General features: G+C 51.9%; 12 protein-coding genes and 1 tRNA gene. 4 read left to right on the top strand and 9 right to left on the bottom strand.

What is annotated here, in order from left to right; all coding sequences use genetic code 11:
• Positions 1 to 141: 141 nt before the first annotated feature.
• From murJ to rimJ, 4 genes are all read right to left on the bottom strand, one after another.
• On the bottom strand, positions 142 to 1,671 hold the full coding sequence (gene murJ, locus SC206_RS20705; RefSeq protein WP_332740388.1) for a murein biosynthesis integral membrane protein MurJ: 1,530 nt from the start codon (positions 1,669 to 1,671) through the stop codon (positions 142 to 144).
• A 136-nt stretch (positions 1,672 to 1,807) separates the two neighbouring features.
• Entirely contained in the window at positions 1,808 to 2,734 is a 927-nt protein-coding gene (locus SC206_RS20700) for a Gfo/Idh/MocA family protein (RefSeq protein ID WP_332740386.1), read from the bottom strand.
• Between the two features lie 9 nt (positions 2,735 to 2,743).
• A complete protein-coding gene (locus SC206_RS20695) occupies positions 2,744 to 3,406 on the bottom strand; it encodes a DUF480 domain-containing protein (protein WP_332740384.1) in 663 nt (220 codons plus the stop codon).
• 13 nt (positions 3,407 to 3,419) lie between these two features.
• Positions 3,420 to 4,004 (bottom strand): ribosomal protein S5-alanine N-acetyltransferase, encoded by a 585-nt coding sequence (gene rimJ, locus SC206_RS20690; protein ID WP_332740382.1) that lies wholly within the window; start codon positions 4,002 to 4,004, stop codon positions 3,420 to 3,422.
• A 368-nt stretch (positions 4,005 to 4,372) separates the two neighbouring features.
• Here rimJ and mdtH point away from each other — a divergent pair, with 368 nt between their 5' ends.
• The 3 genes from mdtH to SC206_RS20675 all read left to right on the top strand — a co-directional run bounded on the left by mdtH (position 4,373) and on the right by SC206_RS20675 (position 7,060).
• Positions 4,373 to 5,578, top strand: a complete 1,206-nt coding sequence (gene mdtH / locus SC206_RS20685; RefSeq protein ID WP_332740380.1) for a multidrug efflux MFS transporter MdtH — start codon at positions 4,373 to 4,375, stop codon at positions 5,576 to 5,578.
• 151 nt (positions 5,579 to 5,729) lie between these two features.
• Positions 5,730 to 6,377, top strand: coding sequence for a glutaredoxin 2 (grxB, locus tag SC206_RS20680; RefSeq protein WP_332740378.1), 648 nt, complete (start codon positions 5,730 to 5,732; stop codon positions 6,375 to 6,377).
• 119 nt (positions 6,378 to 6,496) lie between these two features.
• Entirely contained in the window at positions 6,497 to 7,060 is a 564-nt protein-coding gene (locus SC206_RS20675; protein ID WP_332740375.1) for a lipoprotein, read from the top strand.
• Between the two features lie 205 nt (positions 7,061 to 7,265).
• Here the strand turns inward: SC206_RS20675 and SC206_RS20670 are convergent, their stop codons facing one another.
• From SC206_RS20670 to SC206_RS20650, 5 genes are all read right to left on the bottom strand, one after another.
• Positions 7,266 to 7,859, bottom strand: a complete 594-nt coding sequence (locus tag SC206_RS20670; RefSeq protein WP_332740373.1) for a TorD/DmsD family molecular chaperone — start codon at positions 7,857 to 7,859, stop codon at positions 7,266 to 7,268.
• A 127-nt stretch (positions 7,860 to 7,986) separates the two neighbouring features.
• Complete coding sequence (locus SC206_RS20665; protein ID WP_332740371.1) at positions 7,987 to 8,307, bottom strand: MFS transporter; 321 nt, start codon at positions 8,305 to 8,307, stop codon at positions 7,987 to 7,989.
• A gap of 468 nt (positions 8,308 to 8,775) precedes the next feature.
• Entirely contained in the window at positions 8,776 to 9,066 is a 291-nt protein-coding gene (locus SC206_RS20660; protein WP_332740369.1) for a putative quinol monooxygenase, read from the bottom strand.
• 4 nt (positions 9,067 to 9,070) lie between these two features.
• On the bottom strand, positions 9,071 to 10,012 hold the full coding sequence (ghrA, locus tag SC206_RS20655) for a glyoxylate/hydroxypyruvate reductase GhrA (RefSeq protein ID WP_332740367.1): 942 nt from the start codon (positions 10,010 to 10,012) through the stop codon (positions 9,071 to 9,073).
• 143 nt (positions 10,013 to 10,155) lie between these two features.
• A complete protein-coding gene (locus SC206_RS20650) occupies positions 10,156 to 11,625 on the bottom strand; it encodes a peptide MFS transporter (RefSeq protein WP_332740365.1) in 1,470 nt (489 codons plus the stop codon).
• Between the two features lie 378 nt (positions 11,626 to 12,003).
• Here SC206_RS20650 and SC206_RS20645 point away from each other — a divergent pair.
• Positions 12,004 to 12,093: transfer RNA gene (locus tag SC206_RS20645), tRNA-Ser, on the top strand.
• Positions 12,094 to 12,397: the final 304 nt, after the last annotated feature.

Below are 12,397 nucleotides of genomic sequence, written 5' to 3'. Positions count from 1 at the left end.
AACAAAAGGCCGCATTGCGCGGCCTTTTTTATTCATTTAGAGATAATCCTAAAGTTCAAGAGCGCGGCTTTTGGCCTTAAACTTTTGCCTTAAACTTTTGCCTTAAACTTTTGCCTTAAACTTTTGCCTTAACTTCTAGCCTTAACTTCTTGCATAGTCACGCACCTTGAAGCCAAGCAGGCCGAGCGCGGCGAAATAAACGATAATCCCGACGGCAACCACACCCGCAAGGCGCAGTAGGCGCATCGTCATTCCCCCTACTGACCAGTCCGGCATCACGTACATCATGCCGATTAACGCGGCAGACATCGCCAGTACGGCAATAATCAGGCGAATCAAGAAGCTGGCCCATCCCGGCTGCGGCTGGAAGATATCCTGCTTGCGCAGCTGCCAATAGAGCAGCGAGGCGTTTAAACAGGCTGCCAAGCCAATCGACAGCGAAAGTCCGGCGTGCTTTAACGGACCGATAAATGCCAGGTTCATTACCTGTGTCATGATCAGCGTTACGATGGCGATTTTCACCGGCGTTTTGATGTCCTGACGGGAATAGAAGCCCGGCGCCAACACTTTCACCACAATCAGCCCCATCAAACCTACCGAATAGGCCACCAGCGCGCGCTGGGTCATCGACGCATCAAAGGCGCTAAATTTGCCGTATTGGAACAGCGCAACGGTCAGCGGTTTTGCCAGAATACCCAATGCCACCGAACTTGGCAGCGCGAGCAGGAAACAGAGGCGCAGGCCCCAGTCCATCAGGCGGTTGTACTCTTTATGGTTGCCGCTCGAGAAGCTGCGCGCCAGCGAAGGCAGCAAAATTGTGCCTAGCGCCACGCCCAGCACGCCCGACGGAAATTCCATCAGACGGTCGGCGTAATACATCCACGAGACCGATCCCGACACCAAAAACGAGGCGAAGATAGTGTTGATAATCAAGGAAATCTGACTAACCGACACGCCAAGAATGGCCGGCCCCATTTGGCGCATAACTCGCCACACGCCCGCATCTTTCAAGTTAAGGCGCGGTAAAACCAGCATGCCAATCTTCTTGAGGTGCGGCAGCTGATAGCCAAGCTGCAACACACCGCCGACCACCACCGCCCACGCCAACGCCATTACCGGCGGATGGAAATACGGCGCGGCAAACAGCGCGAACAGGATCATGCTGACATTCAGCAAGGTCGGCGCGAAGGCCGGAATTGAAAAACGGTTCCAGGTATTAAGAATCGCGCCTGCCAAAGAAGCCAACGAAATCAGTAGGATATAAGGGAATGTTACCCTAAGCAGCGCGGAGGTTAAGGCGAACTTGTCCGGGGTATCGGCAAAGCCCGGCGCGGTGACGTAAATCACCCACGGCGCGGCAAACATGCCGGCAATGGTAACCAGCGCCAGCACCAGCGTCAGCAGGCCTGAAACAAAGGCAATAAAGGTGCGTGTCGCCTCTTCGCCCTGCTGGCTTTTATACTCGGCAAGAATCGGCACGAAAGCCTGTGAAAAGGCGCCTTCGGCAAAGATACGGCGTAAAAGATTGGGAAGTTTAAAGGCAACGAAAAACGCATCGGTGACCATTCCTGCCCCAAAAACGCGGGCAACAATGGCATCGCGGGCAAAGCCGAGTACCCGTGAGAACATCGTCATTGAACTGACGGCGGCTAAAGACTTCAATAGATTCATGAGACTTTTTCTTGTGGCCGGGAAACCGTCGGGCGGCTCCGGCAAGGTTCGAAAGTGCGTATAGTCTACGTATCAAAAATACAATAGCTACAGGCAGTTGTTATATATTGTGTTCCTTGCGGATTTATCGGATTTTTCAGCGCTGCGCTAACAGCTTTTCAATCATTCGCTGTGCAGACAACGCCTGCTCGCCGCCTGTTTCAGGAGCGGTGTGATTGGCGATACAGTCGATGAAATGCCTGACCGCGCCTTCAAATCCGCGCTGCGCCAAGGTGGTTTGCCACCCAGCGACAGGCTGCTCGCTAATTCCTGAAAGCTGTTCCTGCTGCCACTGGCGCATCTCATTGATCTGATACAACGCCCCGTCGCACACCGCCTGCACCGATTCGCGCTGCGTGCCGGCGCGACGATGCATCGAGGTGGTAATGCGCGTATTTCCCGCCATAAACTGATGCTCGGCGTAAATTAGCTGATTGTTTTGGTTACAGTTTATGTGACCCGCCACCAGCTCGCCCTCGCCTTCGGCTAGCCACAGCGCGGTATCGACCACGTGCAGATAGTCGTCGAGCAGCGTAAACGCGACCTCATTTGGCCCGATGCTGTCAGCGCGATGCTTGTCGAAACGAATCGACACGGGCGACTCTGCGCTTAACGCAAGCCGTTGCTTTAACTGCAAATAAAGTGGAGAAAAACGACGATTAAATCCGACCATCAAGGTTTTGCCGCGCCGCTCGGCTAATTCCACCAGCCGTTCCGCCTGAGAAAGTTCGGCCGCCAGCGGTTTGTCCACGTAGACGTGAACGCCTGCATTGAGCAACGCGCTGACCACGGCAAAATGCGAGTCGGTGCTGCTGTGCACAAACACGGCATCTGACGCTTGCGCCAATGCCTCGAGTGAGGTGTAACAGCGAAAACGGTAGCTGTCACACACCGCCTGCGCCTTGGCCTGATTGGGCGAAAAGCCGCCTTGCAGCGTCCAGTCTGTGGCCTTTGACAAAATCGGCAGATAGGCTTTTTGCGCGATGCCGCCAAGGCCGACCACGCCGATGCGAAGTTTACTCATCTGCTGCCCCTAGTCGGCTAACCTACCCATTATGTGTTCCAGCCTTTCTCTCAGCTCGGCGACTTCGCCTTCCAGCACGGCTACGCGTTCAAGCAGCGTTTTTTGCTCGGCAAGCGCGGCGGCGAGCGCGGCATCATCTTCTTCATCATCGTTGGCTGCGGCAATCATTTCGCCACAGAACAGGTGAATATAACGGCTTTCACGCTTGCCCGCTTCACGCGACAAACGCATGCAGAAAGGCCCGTCTTCGCGGTTCGCCAGCGTTTCAAGCGTTTGTTCAACTTCGTTAACATCGACAAAATCGTACAGTCGATTGGCGCGCGTTCGCAGTTCGCCCGCCGTTTGCGCACCGCGCAGCAGCAGCGTGGTAATAAGCGCAACTTCGGCAGGAGTGAATTTCAAATTACCAAATTCGGAATTACAAAAACGGTGCTCATATTTCATGGTGCGGCTGCCGCTAATGGAACGAATATGGTGTTTGCGCAGCAGAATATCGAGGGTTTGCTGCACCTCTGAATCGGAAAGATCCATCACCGGCTCGCGGTTGGTTTTCTGATTGCAGGCGGTTGTCAAACTGTTGAGAGTTAAGGGGTATTGCTCAGGCGTGGTGAGCTCTTTTTCCAGCATGCAGCCAATAACGCGGGCTTCTTTATCGCTAAATTCGATTTTCATTGCGTCAGTTTCCTTATCGCGGCGGTAGCCACTGGGGATCGGTGAGCGCCATCAGCACGTGGTCCTGCCATTTGCCGTCGATTAACAAATAATCCTTGGCATACCCTTCGCGTTCAAAGCCAAGTCGGGTCAGGAGATCGCCACTGCGGTGATTGTGCGGCATATAGTTGGCCATAATGCGATGAATTCGCTGCTGGCGCTGCATATAACGAATCAGCGATTGAAGCGCCTCCTGCATCAGGCCTTGTCCCTGCCACTGTTCACCCAGCGAATAGCCGAGGAAACAGGCGTGAAACGAGCCACGCAGCACGTTGCTGAAATTCGCTACGCCGCGCACGTGATTTTCGTCAGGATCGAGCAAAATAAAGTAGTACGCCGAGCCTTGCTTTTGCATGTCGTTGATTAAACTCAGGCGCGCCTGCCAGCCTGATGGGTAACAGTGGCTCTCATCCCTGATAGGCTCCCAAGGTTTTAGAAAGGCACGGTTCTCCGTGTAGTAATCCGCCAAACGATGCGCGTCGCGTTCGTAAACCAGTCGCAACACCATCCTGTCTGTTGTGAGCCGCACCTTAGGTGCTGCCGATCGATAGCCAAACATCCCTTTCCTCCCCATTATGTACGGCCTGATAAGAACAATTTTTAGAAACAACAACCTTTTATTGCTGAACTTATCGACTCCGCACTGCCTCTCTTTTCATCATAACCGAGGCCAAGGTGCCAGACTGAATTCATAGCAAAATAATTTACTATATTCAGCGCATCCGCACCGATTTTGCCAGTCCTATTGTCTTTTGACGACAAATAACTTTGTGACGATAAATAACGCTTTAATAATGAAAACGGCCTGCCTCTAAAAAATGTTCATAGCGCACTATCTAATTAAATATTTCAGGTTCAGAATTATGATGATCTTTTAACCCCCTCAGCATCTTTCGCAATGGATGCCCTAAACGCTCTGGGTGACGCATGTCTCTGGTATCGCAAGCGCGCAGCTTGGGAAAGTTTTTTCTATTGTTCGATAACGCCGTCGTAATTTTAGGCTTCTTTGTGGTCTTTCCGCTGATTTCGATTCGATTTGTCGATCAGCTCGGATGGGCCGCCATGGCGGTAGGATTAGCGCTGGGCGTGCGGCAATTAGCCCAGCAGGGGCTCGGCATCTTTGGCGGTGCCATCGCCGATCGTTTCGGGGCAAAACCGATGATCATCACTGGCTTGCTGCTGCGTGCCGCCGGATTCGCCACCATGGCGCTGGCCGAAACGCCGTGGATGCTGCTGTGCTCGTGCTTTTTATCGGGGCTTGGCGGCACGTTATTTGATCCTCCCCGCACGGCGTTGGTGATCAAACTCATTCGCCCGCACGAGCGCAGCCGGTTCTTCTCGTTGTTGATGATGCAAGATAGCGCCGGAGCGGTGCTGGGCGCGCTGATAGGCAGCTGGCTGCTTCAATATGATTTCCATTACGTCTGCTGGGCCGGTTCCGGCCTGTTTGTTATTGCCGCCGCCTTCAACGCGCTGTTTTTGCCTGCCTACCGAATTTCCGCCGGCCGCGCGCCAATGCGCGAAGGCATGCTGCGCGTGCTGCGTGATAAACGTTTTCTGAGCTATGTGTTGACCCTGACCGGCTACTATATGCTGACCGTTCAGGTCATGCTGATGCTGCCCATTGCGGTTAACGATATGGCGGGCACGCCAACCGCCGTTAAATGGATGTATGCCATTGAAGCACTGCTCTCGCTGACCCTGCTTTATCCTATTGCCCGCTGGAGTGAACGCCATTTCACGCTCGAGAAACGGCTGATTTTTGGTCTGCTTATCATGACCTTGAGTTTGATTCCCGTCGGCATGGTCAGCGGACTTAATCCTCTCCTGTTGCTCATTGGCCTGTTTTATATTGGCAATATCATCGCCGAACCTGCGCGTGAAACGCTCAGCGCCTCACTCGCCGATGCGCGGGCGCGTGGCAGTTACATGGGATTCAGCCGTCTGGGTTTGGCCTTGGGCGGCGCGATTGGTTACACCGGTGGCGGCTGGATGTACGATACCGGTCGCGCGCTACAGATGCCGCAACTGCCGTGGCTGCTGCTCGGCTTGGTCGGTTTTATCACCCTCGCGGGGCTTTATTGGCAGTTTCAGCTGCGACGCATCGAACCCGCGATGCTGGGCGGGCGCTAATACTCAGACCAATCCTGATTAACGGGTTAGCGTTTGATCTCACGGAAAACTTCACCATACTTAATGATTGAGACATCTCTGGTGAGTAAAGAGACCACGGCCAAGCGACCTTCCCTACACCCCTTGGCCGGGATAAAAGGAGCGACGTATCATGAAGTTATTTGTTTACGAACATTGTCCCTACTGCGTGAAAGCCCGCATGATCTTTGGCTTGAAGAATATCCCCGTTCAGGTCAATACCGTACTTAACGATGACGAAGCCACGCCTATCAAGATGATTGGCAAAAAGGCGCTGCCTATTCTGGTCAAAGAGGATGGGAGCTTCATGCCCGAGAGCATGGATATCGTAGCGTACATCGATAAGTCAAACGGCCAGCCGCTGCTCACCGGCCCGCTGAGTGCTCAAGTTGCCGCCTGGCTGCGTCACGTTTCTGAATACACGCAGAAATTGCTACTGCCGCGCTTTGCCGCCGCGCCTTTTGAAGAATTTGCTACCCCCGAAGCGCGTCAATATTTCACCGACAAAAAGCAGGCTGCGATTGGTGATTTCAAAGAGCATTTGCAGCATTCGCCGGGTCTGGTCAAGAAACTCAATCAAGACCTGCGTGACCTCGACAAGCTGATTAAAGAGCCGAATGCGGTAAACGGCGAACTGTCGGAAGACGATATTCACCTGTTCCCCGTGCTGCGTTCGCTGTCGATTGTCAAGGGCGTTGAGCTGCCAACCCGCGTGCTGGCCTATCGCGATAACATGGCAAAACAGACACAAATCAACCTGTTAACCGGCATCGCCAGTTAAATTTGTTTGAAGGGGCTGCACGTTGCGTGCGGCCCTTACCTTTCTATACCTTGAACTCCTTTCCTCCTCTTTTATAAACAGGGCATACTAGTCGCCTTGAAATTGTCATTGAGGAAATCATGAGAAAGTTAATTTTAGGGGCCTTTGCCCTGATCTTTGCCGGCCTGCTTGCCGGATGCAATCATCTTACCCAGTACACGCTGAGTGAGCAGGAAGTGAACAACTATCTGCAAAAACATAATAACTTCCAGAAACAGCTGGGCGTGCCGGGTGTGGTTGACGCACGTATTACGCTGACCAACCTCGTTAGCCAGATTGGCCGCGCGGAGCCCGGAAAAGTGACGCTGTCGGGCAATGCCGACCTCGATATCTCTTCGCTGTTTGGCTCGCAGAAGGCTGATATGACGCTGACCTTAAAAGCCACGCCGGTGTTTAACAAAGAGGAAGGGGCTATCTATCTGAAAGATATGGAAGTCACCGATTACACCGTTAAACCTGAGAAAATGGCTTCGGTGATGCAAAGCCTGATGCCCTATTTGAATCAGTCGCTGAAATCGTATTTCGATCAGCGCCCTGCCTACGTGTTGAATGGCGAGCATAGCGAATCTGAAGCGATGGCGAAGAAATTGGCCAAAGGGTTGGAAGTGAAACCGGGCGAGCTGGTGATTCCGTTTACTCAATAATGCCGATTAAAAGCCTTATCTAACAGGCTATTAAACAGATTCTTGAACAGATTTTGATAGAGATATAAAGAAAAACGCCAGTGTGATGACAGCCCGTTAAGGCATCGACACTGGCGTTTTTTTTGCTAATTTTTATAAACGATTGCGTTAACTGATTCGCGCTAATACATTTTCTTTAATTAACAGTTCGTTAATTATCAGATTGTTACTGCTCGTCTTCTTCGCTGTCTTCGATATCTTTCGGCAAGGCTTCTTCCAGCTCGTCACGCATGGCGGTAATCGCTTCACGGCTGATTTCAGACAGCGTGCGATAGAAACCGCTGGTGGCGTGCGCTTCGACTTTGCCAAGGAATTTGCCACACCACGGCAGCATAAATTCATCGAACAAAGCAATCTGCGCGGCGGCTTCGTCTTCCTGTGACTGGTCTTCCAGCCACGACGCGGCCAGCAGCATTGAGCCAAAGTGGTCGGCTGGCGCATCGCCAAGCGGCATGCCGCGCTGTTTCAGGAAAGTACGCACTTCAAGCTCGGAATCAACCTCACCTTCTTCAATATAATGGCCGCGATAAGGCGAAACCGCGCACTCGGTGCCCACGAACAGATGGTTGAATTCCGCAGATAATGCCTGCGGATCGGCGCTTTGCTGTAAACGCAGCAGCAGCGCGTCTTGCTCAAGCGGCCAATGCTCACGCAACTTGCCCTGTTGAATTAAACCAAACAGTGGCACTAACAGGGGATCCTGTGGCTGACGATAAAACAGCGTGCCCAATACGCGGCAAACGATAGAAAACTCATTCATAATAAGAACCTGACTCAGGTTGGCGGTGCAATAATTTGCGTGACAATGTCACAGTTCGGTGAATTCTGCAATTGGCCGTGGCGATCGTCAAAGCAGAAATCGCCCGTGGAGAATTTCATTCTCTTTATTATACGCAAACTTTGTTAAAAACCGCCTGCTTTGCCTGCAATCGCTTTAGCGTAGCCAGAGAAAGTCCGGCCAACGCCACTAGCGTGACGTGTTTTCGGTCAAAGCGGTCGATAAATTTGGCGGCAACCAGTGATGAAATAGCAGCCGCCAAGGTATAACCGCCGCCGAGATATCCGACCCAAGTGGGTGAAATCGCCAATTCGCGGGCTAAATCTGGCCCAAGCGGCATGATCATCATAAAGTCGAGCGCATTAACCAGCTGTATTAATGCCGCCAATAACACCACTTTGGTGGTCATCGAAAATAGAGTTCCCTTCATTGTCATCCCTTATTTAATCGTCGAGTATCCTAAATCTTAAATAGAAATTTAAACGTCATTTTCTGTTTGTAAAACTAAGTAAAATCTGTGACATTACGCACATTAAATCATATGCAAGATTTCAGCTCTTGCATTGTACAGTCCAATTGATAACGCCAGGAAACACCATGCAAACGCGCAGAAGCAGATCAAGAGTTAAACACTCCGGTTATTTTATGGATAACCTGCTGATATTTATTACCGTTTCTATTATTACGGTTCTCTCTGCAAGCATCATCTATCTGCTCACGGTTGATAGTTTCTAAGCGGAATTAAATTAAAAAACTGACCAAAGCGCGAGCAATAAATTAGTACTGCACGGTACAGTTAAGAGAATGACGAGATATATAACGCTATCTCGCCATTAATTTATATAACAAAACGCTTAACTATAATTAAACGCTTAGCTTTAATAAAATGCTTAGCCCGTTATTCAAGCTCGGTGATTTGGTATTCCCTGACAATGCTTCGCGTCTGGATCCCCCATTCCGAGCTTTTGGTTCTAAGCTGATGTGCGTTGAACGCCTCTTTACTGCTAAATAGCTCCTCTACTTTCCAAATAAGCGGATCGGCCGTCGCGCTGACATCAAAAGAGAGGCATCCCGACTCTTCGCGCGTTAATCGGCGATGTTCATCGAGATAGCGCTCCACCAACGCCACCTCCTGCTGATTGCTGCACATTAATTTCCCGCTTAATTTGATCATTTTCGCATTGCTCATCCCTTTAATATCCTCGCGCTCTATCGACCAGCCCGGCGGGTGTCTTTCCGTCTTCTATCGCCTGAATATTAGCGACGATGCTCTCTATCGCCTCTTCGGGCAACGTATCGGCGCCAATGTGCGGCGTAACCGTGACGCGCGGATGAGACCAAAACGGGTGCATGCGCTGTAACGGTTCATCGTTGAATACGTCGAGCGTGGCGGCGGCAATTTGGCCGCTATCGAGCGCGCGCAGTAAATCGCCGTCAACCAGATGCATGCCGCGCCCGAGGTTAATCAGGTAAGCGTGTTGGCTTAACTGGGCAAAGAGTTTTTTATTGAGAATACCGGCGGTCTGCGGCGTATTAGGCAGCAGATTAATCAACAGCTTGCACTCTTTGGCAAAGTCATGCAGCTGATCGTTGCCGTGGAAACTCTCGACGCCCGGCTGCGATTTCGGGCTGCGACTCCAGCTGCGAACCTTGAATTTCAAATCGATTAGCTTCTCTGCCACCGCGCTGCCCAGCACGCCTGCTCCAAGAATGCCGACAGTAAACTGACTGTGCTGATGCGCCGCCAACGGCCGCCACTGCTTCTGCTGCTGGAAAAGCTGATACTCATCCAGACGGCGGAAATAGCGCAGCACGCTTGCCAGCGCGTACTCCTGCATTTGCAGCGCCATGCCGGTATCTTCAAGACGGATTAACGGCACGCCCGCGGGCAAGGTGCCCGGATTACGCTGTTCCTGCGTCAGAATGGCGTCGACGCCTGCGCCGAGCACAAAGATTCCTTTGAGCGTGTCGCGTGAAGCCAGCATCTCGTGGGGCGGATGCCAGACTAACGCGTAGTCGGCAGGTTGATTGTCGCCGCGATGCCAGGCGCGAACGTTGGCGTGAGGAAGTCGGCGTTGAATGCCATCAATCCATTGTTTTGAGTCAAATGTAGGATGAAAGAATAAGATGTTCATAATGTTGCCTCCTTTGCTTTAGTAGATTCCCTCTAAAATCCTCTTCGATGCAACCTTTGTCTGCAACTTTTTTCTGCAATTATCGATTAAAAAAGGCCCTGTTCAACAGAGCCTTATCAAGTGTAGGGCTTTAAATTTGCGAATTAAGCAGGCACGCGTTGAATAAGCCGACGTAATATTGGAATCAGTATGACCAGCACGATGCCGGTGGCGACCGATCCCCAGCCTAGCGCGTTAAACACTTCGCTATAACCCGGGTTGGTAAGCGTAGGCGTGCTGCCGCTGTTGGCGGGCATCAGGCCCGAAACATAGCTCGCCAGCACCGATGCCACGCCCGTTACCATCATCCAGCAGCCCATCATCACGCCCTGATAGCGCGCCGGTGCCAGCTTGCCAATCATCGCGTAGCCGATCGGGGAAATCATCAGCTCGCCGAGACTTTGCAACACGTAGCTGATAACAATCCATTTAAACGCCATCAAGCCGTCGCCGCCCGCCAAGCCAATGCCGACAGGCAGCACCAGCATTCCCGCGCCGATGCAGAACAGCGCACCCACAAACTGTAGCGGCACGTCGATACGCCAACCGCGCTGGCGCAGACGTTTAAACCACAGCGCCATCAGCGGCCCACCCACCACAATCACTAAGGTATTAATGTTCTGGATCCACTGAGGCGCGACGCGCAGGCCATAAACGTCGAGATTGATATTGTGCTCGGCAAACAGCATCAGGCCCATCGGCGCGAGCTGGTAAAGGGTCCAGAATACAAGCGAACCCGCCGCCAGCAGCAAATACGCCACCATGCGCCCTTTTTCATCCTGCGGACGATGACGCGCCGTCACTACGCCCATGATCAGGAAGATAATCACCCCCAAACTCACCACAAAATAGCTGCTGAATGCGGCGTGAGTCAGCAGAATGCGAATAATCGGCACTAACAGCAGCAGAATCGCGATGCCTATCAGCATGCGCTGACTGAACTGCTTTTTACTCATCTGCCTGAGCGGTGTGTTGATATCCCTGAGGATTTTCCAGCGCGACAGCGTTACGGCAATCGCCAGCGCATTGCCCAGCGTGGCGAACAAAAACAGCGCGCGATAGTTTTCGCTTAGCTGGAAATATCCCGCGACGGTAAAACCGATGAAAAAGCCGAGGTTCATGCCGGCATAATTCCACAGAAACGCGGATTCGCGGCGGTCGTCGTCGGGTGCAAAACGTTGGGTCAGCATCATGTTTAAACAGGTGACGTTAAGCCCGCTTCCGGTGAGGAACATCGCCAGCCCCCAATACAAACCGGTAATGCCCGCGACGGCAATCAGCGCACAGCCCACCACTTGCAGCACCATGCCGAGCACAAACAGATTGCGATTGCTGAGATAGCGTCCGCCCAAATAGCCGCCAAACATGTGCAGCCCATAGTTGAACGCGCCGAAGACGCCCATAATGGCGTTGGCCGAATTCTCGCTAAAGCCTAAACGTTTGGTGGCGTAAAGCACGAGCGTCGAGTAAAGAACGGCGAAGCCTAAGGTTGAAAAGATTTGTATAAAGAACAGCGCGCCGGACCCTGCCGGAATTGCCGCGCGTGCAGGTGAAGATTTATCTAAAGATGTCACGTCGAACCCCTGAACTGCTTGTTGTAAAATCCTGTTATAAGCTACCTGTTATAGGCTGATAGTGATGCTCTTAATTTTTTCCGCCTCATGTTATACCGTTGCGCTGACCAAAATTTGCAGCATTAATTGCGGTAAAACAGCAAACGGGACGATAAGATGCTTATATATCCAAAACGGGCATCCGTGATTTAATAATAATTAATGACGACAATCGCGCGCTGCAAAGTTGGTTTTAAATGCCGAGATTTGCGCTATAAATCAACAAATTGCTGTAATTTTCGCTAAACGCACTGATTATTGAAAAAGAAGGTTGACGCTGGGCCGCTATTTCCTTACATTAGCGCCGATTCCGCAGCACAGCGTGTTAACGGAATCTACGGTGAGGTGTCTGAGTGGCTGAAGGAGCACGCCTGGAAAGTGTGTATACGAGAAATCGTATCGAGGGTTCGAACCCCTCTCTCACCGCCATATTATGCGAAAGGGTCCAGATGAAAATCTGGGCCCTTTTTCGTTTTGGCCATAACGCCCCTTCACACGATTCGCCTAAAATCACGCAATTCACCGCTAAACGCGCAATTAAACAGCACATTGCTGAAGTCCTAAGCATCCGAATCAAATCAGTTAAATAATCCTTGACCCAACCGGCTCGCCTCCCTATAGTAGCGCCCCGTTGCACTGCTAAACAGTGTGACGCCACGGTGAGGTGTCTGAGTGGCTGAAGGAGCACGCCTGGAAAGTGTGTATACGAGAAATCGTATCGAGGGTTCGAACC

Source organism: Rouxiella sp. T17 (assembly GCF_036663475.1).
Classification (GTDB): domain Bacteria; phylum Pseudomonadota; class Gammaproteobacteria; order Enterobacterales; family Enterobacteriaceae; genus Rouxiella.
The sequence above is the reverse complement of the archived record's forward strand: the minus strand, read 5'-3'. Positions and strand labels throughout refer to the sequence as shown.

Excerpts from the sequence above, each read along its gene's own strand:
- murJ (WP_332740388.1), bottom strand. The coding sequence starts at position 1,671 with ATGAATCTATTGAAGTCTTTAGCCGCCGTCAGTTCAATGACGATGTTC.
- SC206_RS20700 (WP_332740386.1), bottom strand. The coding sequence starts at position 2,734 with ATGAGTAAACTTCGCATCGGCGTGGTCGGCCTTGGCGGCATCGCGCAA.
- SC206_RS20695 (WP_332740384.1), bottom strand. The coding sequence starts at position 3,406 with ATGAAAATCGAATTTAGCGATAAAGAAGCCCGCGTTATTGGCTGCATG.
- rimJ (WP_332740382.1), bottom strand. The coding sequence starts at position 4,004 with ATGTTTGGCTATCGATCGGCAGCACCTAAGGTGCGGCTCACAACAGAC.
- mdtH (WP_332740380.1), top strand. The coding sequence starts at position 4,373 with ATGTCTCTGGTATCGCAAGCGCGCAGCTTGGGAAAGTTTTTTCTATTG.
- grxB (WP_332740378.1), top strand. The coding sequence starts at position 5,730 with ATGAAGTTATTTGTTTACGAACATTGTCCCTACTGCGTGAAAGCCCGC.
- SC206_RS20675 (WP_332740375.1), top strand. The coding sequence starts at position 6,497 with ATGAGAAAGTTAATTTTAGGGGCCTTTGCCCTGATCTTTGCCGGCCTG.
- SC206_RS20670 (WP_332740373.1), bottom strand. The coding sequence starts at position 7,859 with ATGAATGAGTTTTCTATCGTTTGCCGCGTATTGGGCACGCTGTTTTAT.
- SC206_RS20665 (WP_332740371.1), bottom strand. The coding sequence starts at position 8,307 with ATGAAGGGAACTCTATTTTCGATGACCACCAAAGTGGTGTTATTGGCG.
- SC206_RS20660 (WP_332740369.1), bottom strand. The coding sequence starts at position 9,066 with ATGAGCAATGCGAAAATGATCAAATTAAGCGGGAAATTAATGTGCAGC.
- ghrA (WP_332740367.1), bottom strand. The coding sequence starts at position 10,012 with ATGAACATCTTATTCTTTCATCCTACATTTGACTCAAAACAATGGATT.